The 20,532-nt window shown below is 71.2% G+C and carries 16 protein-coding genes; 7 read left to right on the top strand and 9 right to left on the bottom strand.

The window, feature by feature from the left end; genetic code table 11:
* Window positions 1–2: 2 nt before the first annotated feature.
* From E1288_RS31110 to E1288_RS31100, 3 genes are all read left to right on the top strand, one after another.
* Window positions 3–914, top strand: coding sequence for an NAD(P)-dependent oxidoreductase (locus E1288_RS31110; RefSeq protein ID WP_207954660.1), 912 nt, complete (start codon window positions 3–5; stop codon window positions 912–914).
* The gene (tcuA, locus tag E1288_RS31105) at window positions 911–2,404 is read left to right on the top strand and encodes an FAD-dependent tricarballylate dehydrogenase TcuA (protein ID WP_132491572.1); all 1,494 of its coding nucleotides are present in this window, start codon (window positions 911–913) and stop codon (window positions 2,402–2,404) included. The genes E1288_RS31110 and tcuA overlap by 4 nt, the downstream gene beginning before the upstream one ends.
* A 247-nt stretch (window positions 2,405–2,651) precedes the next feature.
* Window positions 2,652–3,290, top strand: a complete 639-nt coding sequence (locus E1288_RS31100) for a GntR family transcriptional regulator (RefSeq protein WP_207954659.1) — start codon at window positions 2,652–2,654, stop codon at window positions 3,288–3,290.
* A gap of 36 nt (window positions 3,291–3,326) precedes the next feature.
* Here the strand turns inward: E1288_RS31100 and E1288_RS31095 are convergent, their stop codons facing one another.
* From E1288_RS31095 to tkt, 8 genes are all read right to left on the bottom strand, one after another.
* Window positions 3,327–4,541 (bottom strand): glycoside hydrolase family 10 protein, encoded by a 1,215-nt coding sequence (locus tag E1288_RS31095; RefSeq protein ID WP_207954658.1) that lies wholly within the window; start codon window positions 4,539–4,541, stop codon window positions 3,327–3,329.
* Window positions 4,542–4,656: 115 nt separating this feature from the next.
* Window positions 4,657–6,909: an NACHT domain-containing protein gene (locus E1288_RS31090; protein ID WP_132491570.1), complete on the bottom strand. Its 2,253-nt coding sequence runs from the start codon at window positions 6,907–6,909 to the stop codon at window positions 4,657–4,659.
* A gap of 267 nt (window positions 6,910–7,176) precedes the next feature.
* A complete protein-coding gene (gene pgl / locus E1288_RS31085) occupies window positions 7,177–7,941 on the bottom strand; it encodes a 6-phosphogluconolactonase (RefSeq protein WP_132491568.1) in 765 nt (254 codons plus the stop codon).
* Window positions 7,938–8,900, bottom strand: coding sequence for a glucose-6-phosphate dehydrogenase assembly protein OpcA (opcA, locus tag E1288_RS31080; RefSeq protein WP_132491566.1), 963 nt, complete (start codon window positions 8,898–8,900; stop codon window positions 7,938–7,940). Before opcA ends, pgl begins: the two co-directional genes overlap by 4 nt.
* Complete coding sequence (gene zwf, locus E1288_RS31075) at window positions 8,897–10,432, bottom strand: glucose-6-phosphate dehydrogenase (protein ID WP_132491563.1); 1,536 nt, start codon at window positions 10,430–10,432, stop codon at window positions 8,897–8,899. Before zwf ends, opcA begins: the two co-directional genes overlap by 4 nt.
* Window positions 10,429–12,063 (bottom strand): glucose-6-phosphate isomerase, encoded by a 1,635-nt coding sequence (locus E1288_RS31070; RefSeq protein ID WP_132491561.1) that lies wholly within the window; start codon window positions 12,061–12,063, stop codon window positions 10,429–10,431. Before E1288_RS31070 ends, zwf begins: the two co-directional genes overlap by 4 nt.
* Before the next feature lie 165 nt (window positions 12,064–12,228).
* A complete protein-coding gene (gene tal / locus E1288_RS31065; protein ID WP_132491558.1) occupies window positions 12,229–13,335 on the bottom strand; it encodes a transaldolase in 1,107 nt (368 codons plus the stop codon).
* A 14-nt stretch (window positions 13,336–13,349) separates the two neighbouring features.
* On the bottom strand, window positions 13,350–15,446 hold the full coding sequence (gene tkt, locus E1288_RS31060) for a transketolase (protein WP_207954657.1): 2,097 nt from the start codon (window positions 15,444–15,446) through the stop codon (window positions 13,350–13,352).
* 491 nt (window positions 15,447–15,937) lie between these two features.
* On the opposite strand from tkt, the gene E1288_RS31055 reads away from it, so the two are divergent.
* Window positions 15,938–16,873, top strand: coding sequence for a heme o synthase (locus tag E1288_RS31055; RefSeq protein WP_132491555.1), 936 nt, complete (start codon window positions 15,938–15,940; stop codon window positions 16,871–16,873).
* A 374-nt stretch (window positions 16,874–17,247) separates the two neighbouring features.
* Here the strand turns inward: E1288_RS31055 and E1288_RS31045 are convergent, their stop codons facing one another.
* Window positions 17,248–18,216: a quinone oxidoreductase family protein gene (locus E1288_RS31045; RefSeq protein ID WP_132491551.1), complete on the bottom strand. Its 969-nt coding sequence runs from the start codon at window positions 18,214–18,216 to the stop codon at window positions 17,248–17,250.
* Window positions 18,217–18,490: 274 nt separating this feature from the next.
* On the opposite strand from E1288_RS31045, the gene E1288_RS31040 reads away from it, so the two are divergent.
* The 3 genes from E1288_RS31040 to E1288_RS31030 all read left to right on the top strand — a co-directional run bounded on the left by E1288_RS31040 (window position 18,491) and on the right by E1288_RS31030 (window position 20,532).
* The gene (locus E1288_RS31040) at window positions 18,491–18,811 is read left to right on the top strand and encodes a hypothetical protein (RefSeq protein WP_132491548.1); all 321 of its coding nucleotides are present in this window, start codon (window positions 18,491–18,493) and stop codon (window positions 18,809–18,811) included.
* A gap of 222 nt (window positions 18,812–19,033) precedes the next feature.
* Entirely contained in the window at window positions 19,034–19,528 is a 495-nt protein-coding gene (locus E1288_RS31035; RefSeq protein WP_132491546.1) for a GbsR/MarR family transcriptional regulator, read from the top strand.
* 101 nt (window positions 19,529–19,629) lie between these two features.
* Window positions 19,630–20,532: an ABC transporter ATP-binding protein gene (locus E1288_RS31030; RefSeq protein WP_132491543.1), complete on the top strand. Its 903-nt coding sequence runs from the start codon at window positions 19,630–19,632 to the stop codon at window positions 20,530–20,532.

Here is a 20,532-nt window from a genome sequence, read left to right as displayed (position 1 = left end):
CGGTGAGTGACACCGTTTCGTTGTGCGGGCTGGGGAACATGGGTGGTGCGGTCGCCGGTCGGCTCGCCGCGCACGGGCCGCTGCGGGTGTTCGACCTCGACGCCGAGCGCGTTGCCGAGGTCGCGAAGGCCCCTCAGGTGAGCGCGGTTGCCGAGGTGGCCGAGCTGGCGGAGTCCGATGTGGTGGTGCTTTCGCTGCCGACGCCGAAGGTTTCGCTGCAGGTGATCGCCGAGCTGGCGCCGCGGATGCGGGCCGGCGGGGTGATCGTGGAGACCAGCACGGTCAATCCGGCCGACATGGCCGAGGAGCTGAAGATCTGCGCTGCCCACGGCATCGGCATTGTGGACGCCGCGATCCTGTCCGGGGTGTCGCAGATGGCCGGTGGCACCGCCACGCTGCTGGTCGGCGGCGAAGAGTCCGATGTGGACAAGGTGACCGACGTGCTGGCGGCGATCAGCGCGACCATCACCAGGTTCGGGCCGGTGGGCAGCGGCATGGCCGCGAAGGTGATCAACAACGCGGTGGCGCACGCGGTGATGGTGGTGCTCGCCGAGGCCGGTGCGCTGGGCGCGGCCACCGGGGTGTCCGGCTCGGCGCTGGCCGCGCTGCTGTCCGGCCCCGAGGCCGGGCTGACCCGCCCGCTGACGCACCGCTTCGTGGAGCGGATCCTGCGCGGCGAATACGACGGCGGCATGCCCACCGAGGCCGCCCGCAAGGACTCCACCCTGGCGTTGGCCATGGCCCAGGACACCGGGGTGCCGCTGTTCGGCATCCAGGGCGCGCACACCGTCTACGAGCTCGGCGTCTCGGAAGGGCTCGGCCGGCTCGACTACGCCTCGATCGCCACGCTCTGGGAGCGCTGGACCGGGCGGCCCATGACCGAAACCTCGAACGACAAGGGAGACGAAGAATGAGCAAGCCGGAGACCGACCGGTTCGACGTCGTGGTGGTCGGCGGCGGCAACGCCGGGTTCTCCGCCGTGCACTCGGCCGTGGAGCAGGGCGCGAAGGTGCTGCTGCTGGAGAAGGCGCCGGAAGACGCCGCCGGCGGCAACTCCTTCTACACCGCCGGTGCGTTCCGGTTCGCCTTCGACGGCCTCACCGACGTCGCCGACCTGCTCGAACCCGACGAGCGGCACGCGGATTCCGTGGTGCCCGCCTACCCGGAGAGCGCCTTCGAGGACGACATGCGGCGGGTCACCGACGGCAAGTGCGACCCGGTGCTGACCAAGATCCTGGTCTCCCGCTCCGCCGATGCCGTGCGCTGGCTGGCCGGCAAGGGCATCCAGTGGCGGCTGATGTACGAGCGCCAGGCCTACCTGTCCGACGGCAAGTGGGTGTTCTCCGGCGGCCTGTTCGTCGGCACCGTCGACGGCGGCAAGGGGCTCATCGCCCAGCACACCAAGGCCGCGCTGGAAGAGGGCGTGGAGATCCGCTACGACGCGGAGGTCACGGCGCTGCACCTCTCCGACGCGGCCGAGCGAGGCGTCACCTACCGCGATTCCGGCGGCGCCGAGCACCGGATCAGGGCACGTGCGGTGGTGTTGTCGGCCGGTGGCTTCGAATCCGACCCCGAGCGCCGCGCCGAGCACCTCGGCGAGGGCTGGGATCGCGCGCTGGTGCGCGGCACGCCGACCAACACCGGTGACGTGCTCGACCTCGCGCTGGCCGCCGGCGCCGCCCCGCACGGCGACTGGGGTTCCTGCCACAGCGTGGCGTGGGACGCCGACGGCAGCCCGACCGGCGGCAACCGGGAGCTGACCAACCAGCTGACCCGGCAGAGCTATCCGATCGGCATCGTGGTCAACATCGAGGGCGAGCGGTTCGTCGACGAAGGCGCGGACTTCCGCAACTACACCTACGCCAAGTACGGGCGGGAGATCCTGCGCCAGCCGCAGGGCCGGGCGTTCCAGCTGTTCGACGCCAAGACCCGCCCGCTGCTGCGCAAGGAGGAGTACGACTCGCGGCCGATCGCGGGCGCGCAGGCCGACTCGCTGGCCGAACTCGCGGAAGAGCTGGGCATCGACGTCGACGGCTTGCGGCGCACCGTGGCGGAGTTCAACGCGTCCATCGTGGACGAGCCGTTCGACCCGGCGGTCAAGGACGGGCGCGCCGCGCAGGTCCAGCCGCCGAAGTCCAACTGGGCGCAGGCCCTGGACACCGCCCCGTACTACGGCTACGCCGTGGGCTGCGGGATCACCTTCACCTTCGGCGGGGTGCACGTGGACGAATCCGCCCAGGTGCTGGACACCGAGGGGCAGCCGATCGACGGGCTGTACGCCGCCGGTGAGATGGTCGGCGGGTTGTTCTCCGGCAACTACCCGGGCGGCAGCGGCCTGACCTCGGGCGCGGTGTTCGGCCGGTTGGCCGGCGCCGGTGCGGCGAAGCCGGTGGGCAATGGCTGAGGACTTCCAGGTCTACGCGATCCGCAGGTGCTGCAACGGTTCCCGGCGGTGCCCGGCCTGGAAGGACTCGCCGTCCGCATCGCCTAGGGACGCAATGCATACCGAGGTATACTTTGCGTTCGGTGCTCGGGCGTGGCGCCTCCGACCGGGTCGCCCGGCGCGAAGGCGCCACGCACCGGACCGAACGTAGTCGTGAGTGGTCGTTCCGGTAGGAGCCGGGGTCGGCGCTCACGAGGTGGCAGAAGGAGTGACGACGCTGTCCGAGGTGTACGACCGGCTGCGCGGCGAGATCGTCGACGGCACCTTCGAGACCGGTGCCCAGCTGGTGGAGCTGGCCCTGGCGGAGCGGTACGGCACCAGCCGCACGCCGGTGCGCGAGGCGCTGCGCCGCCTGGAACAGGACGGACTGGTCGAGCGGGGCGACCGCGGCATGCGGGTCCGCACCCGAAGCCCGGAGGAGATCCTCGAGATCTACGAGGTCCGGATCTCCCTGGAGGCCACCGCGGCATCAGCGGCCGCCCAGCGGCACAGCGAGTTCGATCTGATCCGCATCCGCCGCGCCCAGGCTGCGATGGACAGCACCTCGACCGACGACCCGGCGGCGATGGCGGCGGCCAACCGGGCGGTGCACGAAGCGATCTGGGTGGCCAGTCACAACGGCACCATCGTCGATCTGCTGACCCGCCTGAACAACCACCTGACCCGCTACCCGGCGACCACCCTCAAGGTCCAGGGCCGCTGGGCGGAAGCCCTCGACGAACACCGGGCCCTGATCGACGCGATCGAACAACGCGACGCGGCCCGGGCCCACGACCTGGCCAGAGACCACATGACCAAGGCGCGCGATCTCCGCCTCCAGATCTACCGCGAAGACCCCACCGCCTGACCAGGTGACCGCCGCGGTTCCGGCGGAGATGGCGGCTCAGCGGTCCGAGTAGTGCTCCTTGACGACGCGGGCCATGGCTTCGGCGGCGTTGGTGGTCAGCGACTTCGCGCTGAAGTAGATATCGCCCTTGACGCCGCGGTAGTCGCTGTTGAGCGCCAGGTGGGCGGAGAGCTCGCCGGGGTCGGTCCAGCCCTCCTTGCCGACCCGGTAGGCGGCCTGGCCGATGTAGAGGTCCACGCCGGTGCCCGAGACCGTCTTGGACCACCACGGGATCAGGGCGGCGTAGTCGGCGGCCGGGTGACCGATCTGCCAGTAGACCTGCGGGGCGATGTAGTCGACCCAGCCCTCCCGCACCCACTTGCGGGTGTCGGCGTAGATCGCCGAGTACGACTCCAGGCCCTTGGTGTCCGAGCCGGCCGGGTCGCTGGACGCGTTGCGCCAGATGCCGAACGGGCTGACGCCGAACTTCGCGTCCGGCTTGGCCCGGTGCACCCGGGCGTCGAGGTCCGCCACCAGCTGGTCGACGTTGTGCCGGCGCCAGTCCTCGATGTCGTCGAAGCCCTTGCCGTGCTCGGCGAAGGTCTTCTCGTCCGGGACCTTCTGGCCCTCGACGGGGTACGGGTAGAAGTAATCGTCGAGATGGACGCCGTCGACGTCGTAGTTCTCGACCGCGTGCATGATCGCGCGGGTCACGAACTCGCGGGCCGCCGGCACGCCCGGGTCGTAGTAGAGCTTGCCGCCGTAGGCGAAGGTCCACTCCGGGTGTTTGCGGGCCGGGTGCTCCGGGACGAGCGCCTGCGGGTCGTCGGTCATGCTGATCCGGTACGGGTTGAACCAGGCGTGGAACTGCAGGCCGCGCTGGTGCGCCTCGTCGACCATGAACCGCAGCGGGTCGTAGCCGGGATCGCGGCCCTGCTGCCCGGTCAACCAGTGCGACCACGGCTCGTGCGGCGACGGCCAGAACGCGTCGGCGGTCGGCCGCACCTGGACGAACACGGCGTTCAGCCTGTTCGCGACGGCCTGGTCGAGCAGCTCCCGGTACTCGTCCTGCTGCTGCGCGGCGGAAAGCCCCGGTTTGCTCGGCCAGTCGATGTTCTCCACCCCGGCGATCCACATCCCGCGCATCGCGGTGGTCGGCTCCTTCGCCGCCGCCCCGGTGGTCCCGAAGAGCCCGAGCAGGATCGCCACCAACCCCAGTGCCAGCCCCATCACGTCCGCCCGGATCCGACGCAACCCCTGCGTGCGGGTCATCCCAGCTCACCTCGCCGCTGATCGACAACTGCGCGCCACAGCGTACGACCAACGACGCGGAAATGGCGAGGAACACCCATATCGCCCGATCCGGGCCGATCCCGGCCGGGGCGGGTCACGCCGCCCGGCGGGAGCGGTTCCCGGCCAGTTCCCGGGCCCGTTGCTCGGCTCGGGCCCCGAGCAGGGCCGGATCGCATTCGGCGAGGTGGTCGCGCACCAGCAGGTGCACGAACCGCCACTCGCCGTCCGACCGGCTCAGCAGGCTCCGGTCCGCGGCGTGCGCGAGGAAGTCGCGCCGCCTGGGCGGCAGGTAGCCGGTGAAGCGGAACACCAGCAGGCCGAGCAGCGATGCTCCTGGCCCGTCTTCCCAGGCGAGGAGCCCGCAGCCGCCGATCACCAACCCGACGGCGAACCCGAGGAATCGGGAGTCGGGCGGTGCGCCCACGGCGATGCCCGGCAACACGGCGACGAGCGCTCCCGCGACCACGCAGAGCACGTTCTGCTTGGTGAAGCCCCTGTTCTTCGGCGCGGCCCTGGTCAGCCGGGAGATGCAGAACTGGTCCGTGCCCGAGACCATCGCTCCGATGAAGGCGCTGCCCGCCAGGCCGATCATCCAGCCGGCCACCAGTTCTTCGGTCGGGCCGATCCACAGCACCAGCCCCAGGGCCGCGAGACCGGACGCGAGCCCGACCAACCACGCGGTGACGGCTTCCGCCACGTGGTAAACCGATGCGGTGAGACCGGCGCTGACGGCGGCGCCCGCGGCAACGATGGCGGCGCACACCGGTGCGGGGACATCGGCGAGGATCCAGCGCACCGCCAGCACGAGACCGATCGTGCCCGCCCCGGCAGTCAGGCCGACGACCACTGCGGAGCGGACGGTCTTCGCCAGGTGCGGCAACGGCCGCGCACGGGCGGGCGCGAGCGCGTCGTTGCTGGTCATGGCTGTCGCCGCCGCTGCGGCGCACGCGGTGACCACGCCCGCGAACAGGCCGAACCGCACCACTGCGGCGAGCACGATCGGTGCGGTGAAAGCCCCCAGGGCCACCGGTGTGAAAACGCCCGTGACCGCCACGGTGACGTCGAGCGGGACGCACTTGTACCAGTCGAGGTGGGACAGGAACCGGATCCGCAACGCCGCGTTGCCGCGGTAGGAATCCCTGGCCAGCATCGCCATGAACCACAGCGCGCGGATGGTTTCCCGGGGCGTGTAGCGGGATGGCGGAGTGACCCGGCGCGCCAGCACCTCGCAGACGTAGGCGTCGAACAGCTCCCGGCGCGCGGTGGTCGTGTCCTCGGCCCGCAGCTGCTCGCCGTCGGCTCCCTGCACGGCCAGCGCCATGATGTTGAGCATCAGCGGGGAGTCCAGCAGTTCCCACAGCTCCGGGTCGCTGGTCAGCATCGACCGGACGCCGTGGAGCCCCTGCCCGGTGCCCTCGAAGTACTCCGCCAGCCGACCGCGGGTCAGCGGCTGGATGCGCACCGCGCCGTGCAGGCTGAGCCGCTCGGGCAACCTGTCGTACTCGCCCAGGCGGCTGCACACCGCGATCTGCGGCATGAACACCTTCTGCGGCAAGGAGTTGAGTTCGCGGACGCACTCCTCGCGGTGTTCCGGGGCCACCTCGTCGAGGCCGTCGAGCAACAACGCCAGCTTTCCTGTGGCCAGCCAGGCGTCGGTGACGGCGTGCGGAATGGTGTACCTGCGCCGCAGTTCGTCGCGCAGCCATTGGACGAAATCGTTCGGCCCGCGCTTCTTGTCGTCGGTGCCGGGCCATCCGGAGAGGTCGACCAGCACGGGGATCGGCTGCTCCGGGTCCCGCCGGGCGCGTTCGACCAGCGCGCGAGCCAGCTCCAGCAGCAGCGTGGTCTTGCCCGCGCCCGGATCGCCGAGGATGAGCATCGACTGGTGGAGCTCGTCGAAGACCTCGGAGATCGGCGCGTTCGACGCGATGGCCTTCTCGGCACCGCCGACGGGTTGCACCGTCAGGGACTGCGGGCGGATGACCGCGTCCGGCCGTTCGTCGAGGTCCAGTTCGATGCGTGCTTTGGCGGCGAGCGACTGCGAGAACCGCTGGCCGACGTAGCGCTCGACGCGGTCCAGCGCGTTCGGCCGGTTGCGCGGGTGATCGACGGGGCGGCTGGTGATGGCCGACTGCTGGCGCGCCAGCATCTCCCACAACCCGACCACCACGGAAACGGCCCACAGCACACCGATGACCGGCCAGGTCCAGGCGGTGTACGGCGCGAGGAAGGCCGGGGCGGTGCCGCCGGTGCCGATGTTGATCGCGGTCGGCAGCAGCACGGCGCTGACGGAAATCCCCAGCACGAATGCGCAGACGCGAAGAAGTCGACCTCGTGCACGGCGCATAACGCGGAAGATTACCCAGCGCCCGCAGCGGATTGTTCCCGCTCACGCGGATTGAAACGATCTCGAGGCGTGCCCGGCGACCATCCGGGCATCGATCCCGACGACGAAGCCCGGGACCACATCTCGTTCCTGGTGCACCGGCCCAGCCTGAACCAGCGGACCGCCCGCGGAGCCGGAATGATCAACGGCCCCGCGACCAGATATGCGACCTGCGGAACGGGTGAAGGGCACCTCCGAGCGTGCTCGGGGTGCCCTTCACCCGGGGGATCAGCCTCCGGTCGGGACGGCCGATGCCGCGGTCGGGTCCAGCAGCCACAGGGTCCGGTCCCGGCCGCGGGCTCCCGCCGCCGGGATGTCCACCGGCTTCGCCCCGCCCAGCGCCGCCGCCACCGGTTCGGCCTTCGCCTCGCCCGTGGTCATCAGCCAGACCTCCGATGCCGCCTGGATCGCCCGGAGCGTCAGGGAGATCCGGGTCGGCGGCGGCTTCGGGCAGTCGTGCACGCCCACCACCGTCCGCTCGGCCTCCCGCACGTACGGCGTGTCCGGGAACAGCGACGCCGTGTGCCCCTCCTCGCCGACGCCCAGCAGCAGGACGTCGAAGTGCGGCACCGCGATGTCGGTCGCCCGCGACGCCGTGGTCGCGAGCACCTCCGCGTAGTGCGCCGCCGCCGCATCGGCGTCCGGGCCGAACTTGCCGTCCGACGGCGCCATCGCGTGCACCCGCTCCGGGGTGACCGGGACGTGGTCGAGCAGGGCGTGGCGGGCCTGGGTCTCGTTGCGGTCCGGGTCGCCGTCCGGCAGGAACCGTTCGTCGCCCCAGTACACGTCCACGTTCGCCCAGTCCACCGCGTCCCGGGCGGGGGAGCAGTTGACCTGTTCGAGCACGCCGATGCCCGTCCGGCCACCGGTGAGCACCACCGATGCCACGCCGTGCGCGGCCTGCGCGTCGACGATCCTGGTGATCAGCCGGGCCGCCGCCGCGGCGGCCAGCAGCTCGCCGGTGGCGTGCACGACCACTTCCGGTCGGCTCATGAACCGGCCTCTGCCGAACCGGCGACCTCCGCCGCCGGTTCGCCGCGCACGATCTCGTCCAGGCCCTGCAGGGTGGCCTCGTAGATCTCGTCCGGGTCGAGGCGGCGCAGTTCCTCGGTGAGGCAGTCGCGCACCTCGCGGCGGTGCAGCGACACCCGCCGGTCCGGCTGGCCAGGCTGGGTCAGCGTCCCGACCTTGCCGTCCGGGCGGACGATCTCCACGTTCCCGGACGGGCGCTCCAGCACCGCCGAGACGATGCCCGGTCCGCGCGGGTGCTCCACCCGGCGCACCGGGATGCCCAGGTAGCTGGCCAGCCACGCGGCCAGCAGGTCGGTCGACGGCGAGTCCGCCGCGCCGGTGACCGTGGCGGCCGTGACCGCCTCGTGCGGCGGCAGGTCCAGCGCCGCCGCCAGCACCGCGCGCCACGAGGTCAGCCGGGTCCAGGCCAGATCCGTGTCACCGTCGGCATAGGACTCGACGCGCTTCTGCAGCGAGACGATCGGGTCGCCGTCGGCCGCCGCGTCGGTGATCCGCCGGTGCGACAGCGCGCCGATCGGGTCCTTCGCGGGGCTTTCCGGCGCGTCCGAGGGCCACCAGGCGACCACCGGGGCGTCCGGCAGCAGCAACGGCACCACCGAGCCCGCGCCCTCGTCGGCCAGCGGCCCGTACAGCCGCAGCACGATGACCTCCGACGCCCCCGCGTCGCCGCCGACGCGGATTTGGGCGTCCAGCCGGGGCGCGGCCTGCCGCGCCCCGCTGGCCACCACGATCACCCGGCACGGGTGCTCCCGGCTGGCGTCGTTGGCGGCCTGGATGGCCTTCTCCACCTCGGTGCCGTCGCCGGTGACGATCACCAGCGTCAGCACCCGGCCCAGCGCGACCGCACCACCGGACTCGCGCAGTTCGACCAGCTTCTTGTTGACCTGCGAAGTGGTGGTGGACGGCAGATCGATGATCACGGTCGCCTCCAGACGCGTCCGGTTCGGGCCAGCATCGCGTCCGCCGACGGCGGACCCCACGTCCCGGCCTTGTACGGCTGGGGCTTGCCGCGGGCGGCCCAGTGCTCCAGCACCGGGTCCAGGATTTGCCAGGACAGTTCGACTTCCTCGTTGACCGGGAACAGCGACGGCTCGCCGAGCAGCACGTCCAGGATCAGCCGCTCGTAGGCCTCCGGCGAGGACTCGGTGAACGCGTGCCCGTAACCGAAGTCCATGGTCACGTCGCGCACCTCCATCGAGGTGCCCGGCACCTTCGCGCCGAAGCGCATCGTGATGCCCTCGTCCGGCTGCACCCGGATCACCAGGGCGTTCTGCCCGAGCTCCTCGGTCATGGTGCTGTCGAACGGCAGGTGCGGGGCGCGCTTGAAGACCACCGCGATCTCGGTGACCCGGCGGCCCAGCCGCTTGCCGGTGCGCAGGTAGAACGGGACCCCGGCCCACCGCCGGCTCTCCACCTCGAGGGTGATCGCCGCGTAGGTCTCGGTGATCGAGTCGGACGCGAAACCGCCCTCCTCGTGCAGGCCCGGCACCAGCGAACCGCCCTGCCAGCCGCCGGTGTACTGGCCGCGGGCGGTGGTCTCGTCGAACGGGCCGACCGGCTTGGTCGCCGACAGCACCTTGACCTTCTCCGCGCGCAGGTCCTGCGGCGAGAAGGAGACCGGCTCCTCCATCGCGGTGAACGCCAGCAGCTGCAGCAGGTGGTTCTGGATCACGTCGCGGGCCGCGCCGATGCCGTCGTAGTAGCCGGCGCGCCCGCCCAGGCCGATGTCCTCGGCCATGGTGATCTGCACGTGGTCCACGTAGTGCGCGTTCCAGATCGGCTCGAACAGCTGGTTCGCGAAGCGCAGCGCCAGGATGTTTTGCACCGTCTCCTTGCCGAGGTAGTGGTCGATGCGGAACACCGACTCCTCGGGGAACACCTCGTTGACGACGCCGTTGAGGTGCCGCGCGCTCTCCAGGTCGTGGCCGAACGGCTTCTCGATGACCACCCGCCGCCAGCTCTCGTCGGTCGGCTCGGTCAGCCCGGACCGCGACAGCTGCTTGAGCACCGTCGGGAACGCCGACGGCGGCACCGACAGGTAGAACGCGTGGTTGCCGCCGGTGCCCCGGTCGGCGTCGAGTTCCTTGACCGTGGCGGCGAGCCGGTCGAACGCGGCGTCGTCGTCGAACGAGCCGGGCACGAACCGGATGCCCTCCGCCAGCCGGTCCCAGACGTTCTGGTGGAACGGGGTCCGCGCGTGCTCCTTGACCGCGTCGTAGACGACCTGGCCGAAGTCCTGGTCGGCCCAGTCGCGGCGGGCGAAGCCGGTCAGCGCGAAGCCCGGCGGCAGCAGGCCGCGGTTGGCGAGGTCGTAGATCGCCGGCATCAGCTTCTTGCGGGAGAGGTCACCGGTCACGCCGAAGATCGTCAGCCCGCACGGGCCGGCGATCCTGGGCAGCCGCTTGTCCCGCGGGTCGCGCAGCGGGTTGTGCCACTGTTCGCTTTGAGTCACGCCCGGTCCTCCAAGGAGCGCAGGTCCTGCACGGCCTTGACCAGCTCGACGAGCCCGGCCGCCCGGTCGGTGAGGTGCAGGCGCAGCACCGGCCGGCCCCGGTCGGCGAGCACCTGGCCATCGCCGAGCGCCTGGGCGCGCTGCAGCCCGGCCAGGGTGTACGGCCGGTCCGGCACCTCCAGGTCCTCTTCGGCGGCACCGGTGATCTGCAGGAACACGCCGTTCTGGTGGCCGCCCTTGTGGTACTGGCCGGTGGAGTGCAGGAACCGCGGGCCCCAGCCGAAGGTCGTCTGCAGCCCGGTGCGGCGCGCCAGCTCCGGCCGCAGCACCGCGGTCGAGGCGTCGTCGAGTCGGTCCAGGTACGCCTGCACCGAAAGGTAGCCGCGCTCCGGCGCAATGGCCAGGAACGCCCGCAGCGCCTCGGCCACGGTGCCGACGCCTGCGGTCAGCCAGTCGCCGGAGGCGTGCACCTCGACCGAGCCGTCGACCAGCGCCGGGGTCGCGGCCGGGCCACCGGCCGGGCCGTCCAGCAGCGCCCGCGCGGCCTTCTTCGCGGCCTCCACGTCCGGCTGGTCGAACGGGTCGATGCCCAGCAGCCGGCCGGCCACCGCGGTCGCGAACTCCCACAGCAGGAACATGCCGCCCAGCGGGCCGGTGGTGCTGATCTGCGCGCCCGGCACGTACGGGCCGACGGCCACGGTCGTCGCGTCTTCGTAGGCGTCGAAGAATCCTGGTGCGTCGGTGTTCTCCACGACCACCGGCAGCAGGCCGGTGCCGTTCTTGCCGGTGGACTCGGCGATCAGCTGCTCGACCCAGTCGCCGAAGCCCTTGATGCCCGAGCCGGTGTCGGCGAACACGACCTTCTCCGCGCCCTTGGCGTGCGCGGCACTCAGCGCCGCGGCCAGCTGCAACGCCGGGTTGTCGGCGTCATCGGCGCTCAGCGGCCCGAACGCGGCGGCCGCGTCGTCCAGCAGCGCGGCGACGTCGGCACCGGCCAGCCCGGCGGGCACCAGGCCGAAGGCGGTCAGCGCCGAGTAGCGGCCGCCCACGTGCGGGTCGGCGGTGAAGACCTTGCGGTAGCCTGCCTCGCGCGCCGCCGACTCCATCGGCGAACCGGGGTCGGTGACCACGATGATGCGGGTCACAGGATCGATTCCGTTTTGCGTGAAAGCCCGCTCGAAGATCCGGCGGTGGCTGTCGGTCTCGACGGTCGTGCCCGACTTCGAGGAGACCACCAGCACGGTCCGGTCGAGATCACCGGACAGCGCGTCGGCGACCTGCCCGGGGTCGGTGGTGTCCAGCACGACCAGCGGCACGCCTGCGGTCGCGGTGATCACCTCCGGAGCCAGCGACGAGCCACCCATCCCGGCCAGCACGATGCGGTCCAGGCCCTCGGCGTGCAGATCGGCGCGCAGCGCGTCGATCTCGGCGAGCAGCGGACGCGAGCTCTCGTGCAGCGTCGTCCAGGACAGCCGGATGGATGCCTCGCTCTCCGCGTCCGGGCCCCACAGCGTGGCGTCCTGGGCGGCGAGCTTGCCGGCAACCGCATCGGCGGCCAACTGCTCGACCAGCGGTCGGGCCTCGGCCGCTAGCGCCACATCGCGAATGTCCACGGAGGTTTCGGTTGCCATGTAGTTCCTTCAGCGCTCGATTTAGTTGGACTCGAACCCCAGTTCGACCTGCGTTTTCCGGAGTTCGATCTTGGAAGCCAACTTCGTGCGACCACAGTGTCGCCGATCCGGGCCGGTGCGGCAGATGCGCACCGGCCCGGAATTCCCGGAGACTTCGGCTGTTCGTTACTTCGCTGCCGTCAGCTGCTGGCTGACGGTGTCCAGCAGTTCGGTCCAGGACTTCTCGAACTTCTCGACGCCCTCGCTCTCCAGCACCGCGAAGACGTCGTCGAGGTCGATGCCGATCTTCGCGAGGTCGTCGAAGACCTGCTGCGAGGCGGCGGCCGTGCCGGTGACCAGGTCGCCGCGCACGTCGGCGTGGTCGGCGGTGGCCTTCAGGGTCGCCTCCGGCATGGTGTTCACCGTGTTCGGCGCGACCAGCTCGTCCACGTAGCGCGTGTCGGAGTAGGACGGGTCCTTCACACCGGTGGACGCCCACAGCGGACGCTGCGCCTTGGCGCCGTCGGCCTCCAGCGCCTTCCAGCGCTCGGAGGAGAAGACCTCCAGGTAGGCCGCGTAGGCCAGCCGGGCGTTGGCGATCGCGGCCTTGCCGCGCAGCTCCTCGCCACCCTCGATCTTCGCCAGCCGCTTGTCGATCTCGGTGTCCACCCGGGACACGAAGAACGACGCGACCGAGGAGATCTGGCTGACGTCGTGGCCGTTGGCCTTGGCCTGCTCCAGGCCGGCCAGGAACGCGTCCATCACGTCGCGGTAGCGCTGCACCGAGAAGATCAGCGTGACGTTGACGCTGATGCCCTCGGCGAGCACGCGGGTGATCGCGGGCAGGCCCGCCAGGGTGGCCGGGATCTTGACCATCAGGTTCGGCCGGTCCACGGCCTTCCACAGGTCGATGGCCTCGGCGACGGTGCGGTCGGTGTCGTGCGCCAGCCGCGGGTCGACCTCCAGCGAGACCCGGCCGTCGACGCGGCCGGTCGACTCGTAGACGTTGCGGAAGATGTCCGCCGCGTCCCGGACGTCGGCGGTGGTCAGCTCGCGCACCGTGTCGTCCACGCTCGCGCCGCGGGCCGCCAGCTCGCGCACCTTCTCGTTGTAGTCGGCGGCGTTGGACAGCGCGTTGGCGAAGATCGTCGGGTTGCTCGTGACGCCGACGACCGCCTGGTCGGTGATGAGCTCGGCCAGGTTGCCCGAGGAGATCCGCTGGCGCGACAGGTCGTCCAGCCAGATCGAGACCCCGGCCTCGCTGAGCGCCTTGAGGTTCGGGTTGGTGGTCACAGAAATTCCTCCGCTCACGCCTGCTCGGCGTTGCTCAGGCTGCGCCGGGCCGCCGCGACAACGGCGTCGACGGTGATGCCGAACTCGTCGTACAGGGTCTTGTAGTCGGCCGAGGCGCCGAAGTGCTCGAGGGACACCGACTCGCCGGCGTCCCCGACGAACCGGTACCACGGCAGCGCGATGCCGGCCTCGACGGAGACGCGGGCCTTGACCGCCTTCGGCAGCACCGACTCGCGGTAGGCCTCGTCCTGGGCGTCGAACCACTCGACGCACGGCACGGACACCACACGAGTGGCAACGCCGTCGGCCTCCAGGATCTTCCTGGCCTCGACGGCCAGCTGGACCTCGGAGCCGGTGGCGATCAGGATCGCCTCGGGCTTGCCGTTGCCGGCCTCGGCCAGCACGTAGGCGCCCTTGGCGACGCCGTCGGCGTCCACGCCCTCCAGCGTCGGCACGCCCTGGCGGGTCAGCGCCAGCCCGGCCGGGCCGCTCGGGTCCTCCAGGATCGCCTTCCACGAGGCCGCGGTCTCGTTGGCGTCCGCCGGGCGGACCAGCGAGAAGCCGGGGATCGCGCGCAGCGAGGCGACGTGCTCGATCGGCTGGTGCGTCGGGCCGTCCTCGCCGAGGCCGATCGAGTCGTGCGTCCACACGAAGATGACCGGGGTCTTCATCAGCGCGGCCAGCCGGACCGCCGGGCGCATGTAGTCGCTGAACACCAGGAAGGTGCCGCCGTAGGGGCGGGTGCCGCCGTGCAGCGCGATGCCGTTGAGGATCGCGCCCATCGCGTGCTCGCGGATGCCGAAGTGCAGCGTCCGGCCGTACGGGTTGGCGTTCCAGGTGCTGGTGGAGATCGACTCCGGGCCGAACGAGGCGGCGCCCTTCATCGTGGTGTTGTTGCTCTCCGCCAGGTCGGCCGAGCCGCCCCACAGCTCCGGCAGCACGTCGGCCAGCGCGTTGAGGACCTCACCGGAGGCCTTGCGGGTGGCGACGCCCTTGCCGTCGGCCTCCCAGGTCGGCAGCTTCTCCTGCCAGCCGGCGGGCAGCTCGCGGGTGCTCAGCCGGTCCAGCAGCGCCTTGCGCTCCGGGTTGGCCGAGGCCCACTTGTCGAAGGCGACCTGCCACTCGGCGCGGGCGGCCTTGCCGCGGGCCACGACCTCGCGGGCGTGGGTCAGCACCTCGTCGTCGACCTGGAACGACTGCTCCGGGTCGAAGCCCAGCGCCTGCTTGACCCCGGCGACCTCGTCGGCGCCCAGCGCGGCGCCGTGCGCCTTGCCGGTGTTCATCTTGGTCGGGGCCGGGAAGCCGATCACCGTGCGCAGCACGATCAGCGTCGGGCGGGAGGTCTCGGCCTTGGCCGACTCGATGGCCTCCAGCAGGCCCTTGACGTCCTCGCCGCCGTGCACCACCAGGACCTGCCAGCCGTAGGACTCGTACCGCTTGGCGGTGTCCTCGGACAGCGCGATGCGGGTGTCGTCCTCGATGGAGATCTCGTTGGCGTCGTAGATCACCGTGAGGTTGCCCAGCTGCTGGGTACCAGCCAGCGACGACGCCTCGGAGGTGATGCCCTCCTCGATGTCGCCGTCGGAGGCGATCACGTAGACGTGGTGGTCGAACGGGCTCTCACCCGCGGCGGCCTCCGGGTCGTACAGGCCGCGCTCGCGGCGGGCGGCCATCGCCATGCCGACCGCGGTGGCCAGGCCCTGGCCCAGCGGACCAGTGGTGGTCTCGACGCCGTCGGTGTGCCCGTACTCGGGGTGGCCCGGGGTCTTCGAACCCCACTTGCGCAGCGCCTTCAGGTCGTCCAGCTCCAGGCCGTAGCCGGCCAGGAACAGCTGCACGTACAGCGTCAGGCTCGAGTGCCCGGCCGACAGCACGAACCGGTCGCGGCCGATCCAGTTCGGGTCGGTGGGGTCGTGGCGCATGACGCGCTGGAACAGCGCGTAGGCGGCGGGCGCCAGGCTCATCGCGGTGCCCGGGTGGCCGCTGCCGCAGTTCTCCACCGCGTCGGCGGCCAGCACGCGGGCGGTGTCCACCGCGCGCTGGTCCAGCTCGGTCCAGTCTTCGGGCAGGTGCTTGGTGGTCAAGCGGGCAAGGTCGTCGGTGACGGACACGGACGCAGCTCCAAGTTTCCTTCGGCGGTTTTCGTATGTGACGGCGAATGCGGTGCTGGACCGATTCGAACCGCGGTTATCCCTCGTCCGACGGGCAGCCTAGTCGTGTCCGATCAGCCACGTGCCGACCCGTCTGGATTGCTGTCAGCCGCTCGCGGGGAGCGGCGACGGACGGCGCCCGGCGCTGCGCCTGGGAGACCACGGTTGCGCCATCCGGGTGTCGGAGACTCGGCTGCCGCCTGCCCGTGCCCTGCGGTTTTGCGCTGAGGGGCGACCCCGTTCCCGATCGCGGCGGGAACACGGCCAGGATACCGGGGAAGGGGCGTGACCAGGGCCACCGGTCCGTTCGCGGCGCCTCGGGCGCGACCCGCGCGAGGGCGGCTTCAGTAGCGCGCCTACTATTCATGGTCGGTCCATATCCGGGGTGCCCGGGTTGGTCCAGGTCGTCCGAATCGCCTTAGGAGTGCCATGCCGTCGGTGAGCGCAGCGTCGTGACCACCGTCGTCGACGCCCCCCGGACGCAGCGCGCTCGGCGGCCCGCTGAGCTGCTGAAAGCCTATGCCGGGCTGATCAAGCCGCGGGTCATCGAGCTGCTGCTGGTGACCACCATCCCGGCGATGCTGCTGGCCGCGCGGGGCATCCCGTCGCCCTGGCTGGTGATCGTCACGCTGATCGGCGGCACCATGGCGGCGGGCAGCGCGAACGCGCTGAACTGCGTCGCCGACGCCGATATCGACCAGGTGATGAAGCGCACGCGGGCGCGCCCACTGGTGCGGCACACGGTGTCCAACCGGCACGCGCTGATCTTCGGGATCGTGCTCGGCGTCGCGTCCTTCGGCTGGCTGTGGGCGACGACGAACCTGCTGGCCGCGTCGCTGGCGGTCGGCACCATCCTGTTCTACGTCTTCGTCTACACGCTGGTGCTCAAGCGGCGCACCGCGCAGAACATCGTCTGGGGCGGCGCCGCGGGCTGCATGCCGGTGGTGATCGGCTGGGCCGGGGTGACCGGCCGGGTGGACTGGCCGGCGCTGGTGATGTTCGGCGTGATCTTCTTCTGGACGCCGCCGCACACCTGGTCGCTGGCGATGAAGTACAAGGACGACTATGAGCGCGCCGGCGTCCCGATGCTGCCGGTGGTGGCCGAGCCGACGTACGTGTCGCGGCAGATCCTGATCTACACCTGGCTGATGGTGGCCTGGACGCTGCTGCTGGTCCCGGCGACCGGCTGGCTCTACGCGGCGTTCGCGGCCCTGGCGGGCGCGTGGTTCATCCTCCTGGCGCACCGGCTGCACGCCGCGACCAAGCGCGGCGAGAAGACCAAGCCGATGAAGCTGTTCCACATGTCGAACACGTACCTGATGATCGTGTGCGTGGCCCTCGCGGTGGACTCGGCGCTGAGCCTCCCGGTCTTCGGCTGGCCCTTCTGATCCCCTCCCCGCACTCACCCCGACGTGCGGTCGTCCGCAATTTCAATGGAAATCGGACCTTCGATTTCCATTGAAATTGCGTGAGTTGTCCACAACCTCCGGCATGTCGGGATGCGACACGCCGGAGGCGGGGCATACGTGCGTCGGGATCCCGGAGTCGAGCAGGCCGCTGCGGCTCCCGCAGGGCCGCTAACTGCGCCGCCGCTAACTGCGCCGCCGCTAACTGCGCCGCCGCTAACTGCGCCGCCGCTAACTGCGCCGCCGCTAACTGCGCCGCCGCTAACTGCGCCGCCGCTAACCGCTGGGCTGCTAACCGCTGGGCCGTGCAGGACGAGGCCGGAGAACCCTCATCGGAATGCGGACATCCGCGGTGGTCAGGGCAGGAGGAGGAGTTTTCCGGTGGTTCGGCGGCCTTCCAGGTCTTCGTGCGCCCGGCGGGCGTCCGGCAGCGGGTAGGTGCCGCCGATGCGGATCTTCAGGGTGCCGGCGGCGATCCACGCGAACAGCTCCTCGGCCCGCCAGTCCAGCTCCTCGCGGGTCAGGATGTGGTGCGCCAGGCTCGGGCGGGTCAGGAACACCGAGCCCGCCGCGTTCAGCCGCTGCGGGTCCACCGGCGGCACCGGGCCGCTGGACGCGCCGAACAGCGCCAGCATGCCGCGCGGCCGCAGGCTGGCCAGGCTCGCGTCGAAGGTGGTCTTGCCGACGCCGTCGTAGACCACGTCCACGCCGCGCCCGTCGGTGAGGTCCGCGACCTCCTCGGCCACGTCCTCCTCGGTGTAGCGGATGATCTCGTCGGCGCCCGCCTCCCGCGCCAGTTCCTCCTTCTCCGCCGTGGACACGGTGCCGATCACGTTGGCGCCGCGCGACTTGATCAGCTGGGTCAGCAGCAGGCCCATGCCGCCGGCCGCGGCGTGCACCAGGGCGGTCTCGCCGGTGCCCACCGGGTAGGTGGAGGTGATCAGGTAGTGCGCGGTCAGCCCCTGCAGGAGGGCCGCGGCCGCCGTCCGGTCGTCCACCCCGTCCGGCACCCGCACCGCCTTGTCGGCGGGCACCAGCGCCCGCTCGGCGTAGCTGCCCGGCGCCATCGCCCAGGCGACCCGGTCGCCGACGCCGAAGCCGGTCACGTCGGGGCCCACCGCGACGACCTTGCCCGCGCCCTCCGAGCCGGGCGTGAACGGCAGCTGCATCGAGTAGATCCCGCTGCGCTGGTAGGTGTCGATGAAGTTGACCCCGGCCGCGGCAACCTCGACCAGCAGCTGGCCGGACTGCGGGTCGGGCAGCTCGGTTTCGCCGTACTCCAGGACCTCCGGTCCGCCGTTGGCCGCCACCCGAATCGCACGCATGCTCGCTCCTTCGCCTGTTGTCGTTCGAGGGGTGCAACTCCGCACGCCGACCCGATCTTCCCCGCTGGAAGCTGTTTCCAAACTCATCTTGCACGGCGGTGCCGGCTGCGTAGGCGGGCCGAGCGGCTGCGCCGCTTCGAGGGAGGAGCCCGACCCGATCTTCCCCGGAAACCTGCCGGCAGTCGAAATCATCCCCGGCGGGCCCGTTGATCGCGCGGGTGTCGTGCGCAACGTGGCGGCCCTCCAAGGGTGAAACGTGTTTAGGATTCCGGGCATGACGGCTGCTGAGAAGGACACCGAACAGACCGCCGCACCGTCGCCGAAGGCGATCGCCGCGGCCAAGGCGTTCGTCGCCGCGCACGGCGGGTCCGCGCGCGCGGTGGTGGAGAACCTGGGGCGGGCCGGTGCCCGGGTCGTGCTGGTCGGCGAGGACGGGCTGCTCGGCGACGTGATGGTGCCCGACGTGGCGGCGGGGGAGGCCCTCGTCGAAGCCGTCGACGGGCTGTCGCCGCACGAGTGGGACGGCGAGACGGTCGCGGCGCTGAAGATCGGCCCCGCGCACCGGCGGAAGATGGCCGGCCCGCGCGCCCGGTGAGGAGGCTGTTTCCAGGCTCGTTTTGCGCCAAGAACGCCGACGGGGCGGGCACAGTCTGAGAACCCGCGGCGGTGCGAGCCGAGTCCCACACCGCATGCGGCTGACGCCGCATCCTGAAAGAACTGCTGAAGGCCCGCAACACACCGGTGGTCGATGCTGGCCGAAATCTTCGCTGTGGTCTATTTTTTCAGCGATGACTAAAGTCGATCACTTGGAGTCGTCGTGTCCGACTACTTGCAGCGCACCGACCGGCCAGCCATGTCGGAGTGGATCGAGCAGATGGCCGCGCACTTCGAGGCCAGCGAGGGCATGCCGCTGATCGCCGGCCGCATCCTGGCGTTCCTGCTGGTCTGCGACCCGCCGGAGCGCACCGCCGCGGAGCTGTCCCACGCGCTGGCCGCGAGCACGGGTTCGATCAGCACCAACGTCCGGCTGCTGATGCGGCTCGGGGTGATCTCCAAGACCACGCGGCAGGGCCGCGAAGCGGCGCTGTACCAGGTGGAGGAGGACCGCTGGCCGGCGCTGGTGCGCCAGCGCATGGAGCGGGTGACCGCGCTCGAAGCGCTCACCGCGGAGGGGCTGCGGATGTTCAGCGGCCAGGGCGAGCGGGCCCGCCGCCTGCGCACGGTGAACGAGTTCTACCAGTGGCTCTCCGGCGAGATGCCGGAGCTCTGGCGCCGCTGGGAGCGTGAGGGCAAGCCCAAGCTGCGCTTCTGACCGCCGGGGCGCGGGGGATGTCGGCATCGGCCGATCGGCTGATGCCGGTTCGAGCGAGCCGGGCGATGTCCGGCGGAGCGCCGCCCCGCGAGACTCGCGGCATGGCGATCATCGAAGTCGACGGGCTGTGCAAGTCCTACGGGGGAAGACCCGTCGTGGACGGCGTGGACTTCACCGTCGAAGCCGGCGAGATCTTCGGGATCCTCGGCCCCAACGGCGCGGGCAAGACGACCACCGTCGAATGCATCGAAGGCCTGCGCGCACCGGATGCCGGGGCGGTGCGGGTCGCCGGTCTCGACCCGGCGGCCGACCGCGACCGGCTCACCCGGATCCTGGGCGCGCAGCTGCAGGAGTCCCAGCTGCAACCCAAGATCACCGTGCGCGAGGCGCTGGAGCTCTACGCCGCTTTCTACCCGCGGCCCGCGGACTGGCGGGGCCTCGCGGAGCGGCTCGGGATCACCGCGCAGCTGAAGACCCGCTTCGGCGCGCTCTCCGGCGGCCAGCAGCAGCGGCTGTTCATCGCGCTGGCCCTGATCGGCAATCCCGAGATCGTGGTGCTCGACGAGCTCACCACCGGCCTGGACCCGCGGGCCCGCCGGGACACCTGGCGGCTGATCGAGGAGGTGCGCGCGGGCGGCGTGACGGTCGTGCTGGTCACCCACTTCATGGAGGAGGCCCAGCGGCTGTGCGACCGGGTCGCGGTGATCGACCGCGGCAGGGTGGTGGCCCTCGACGCCCCGGCCAGGCTCGTCGGCCGGGCCGCCGCGTCGACCGTCATCTCCTTCGCGCCCTCGGGGCGGCTCGACGAGACCGAGCTGGCTTCGCTGCCGGACGTGGCGTCGGTGCGGCGCGAGGGCGATCGGCTGGTCATCAGCGGCACCGACGAGACGGTCAACGCGGTGCTCACGCTGCTGGCCCGGCAGGGCGTCACCGCCCGCGAGCTGCGCGTCACCGACACGACGCTGGATGAGGCCTTCCTCGACCTGACCGGGAAGGAGGCCTGA

It is taken from the genome of Saccharopolyspora elongata (genome assembly GCF_004348985.1).
GTDB classification, from domain to species: domain Bacteria; phylum Actinomycetota; class Actinomycetes; order Mycobacteriales; family Pseudonocardiaceae; genus Saccharopolyspora; species Saccharopolyspora elongata.
The sequence above is the reverse complement of the archived record's forward strand: the minus strand, read 5'-3'. Positions and strand labels throughout refer to the sequence as shown.

Coding starts and splice junctions, on each gene's coding strand:
- tcuA (WP_132491572.1), top strand. CDS start 911: ATGAGCAAGCCGGAGACCGACCGGTTCGACGTCGTGGTGGTCGGCGGC.
- E1288_RS31095 (WP_207954658.1), bottom strand. CDS start 4,541: ATGACCCGCACGCAGGGGTTGCGTCGGATCCGGGCGGACGTGATGGGG.
- E1288_RS31090 (WP_132491570.1), bottom strand. CDS start 6,909: ATGCGCCGTGCACGAGGTCGACTTCTTCGCGTCTGCGCATTCGTGCTG.
- pgl (WP_132491568.1), bottom strand. CDS start 7,941: ATGAGCCGACCGGAAGTGGTCGTGCACGCCACCGGCGAGCTGCTGGCC.
- E1288_RS31070 (WP_132491561.1), bottom strand. CDS start 12,063: ATGGCAACCGAAACCTCCGTGGACATTCGCGATGTGGCGCTAGCGGCC.
- E1288_RS31045 (WP_132491551.1), bottom strand. CDS start 18,216: ATGCGTGCGATTCGGGTGGCGGCCAACGGCGGACCGGAGGTCCTGGAG.
- E1288_RS31040 (WP_132491548.1), top strand. CDS start 18,491: ATGACGGCTGCTGAGAAGGACACCGAACAGACCGCCGCACCGTCGCCG.
- E1288_RS31030 (WP_132491543.1), top strand. CDS start 19,630: ATGGCGATCATCGAAGTCGACGGGCTGTGCAAGTCCTACGGGGGAAGA.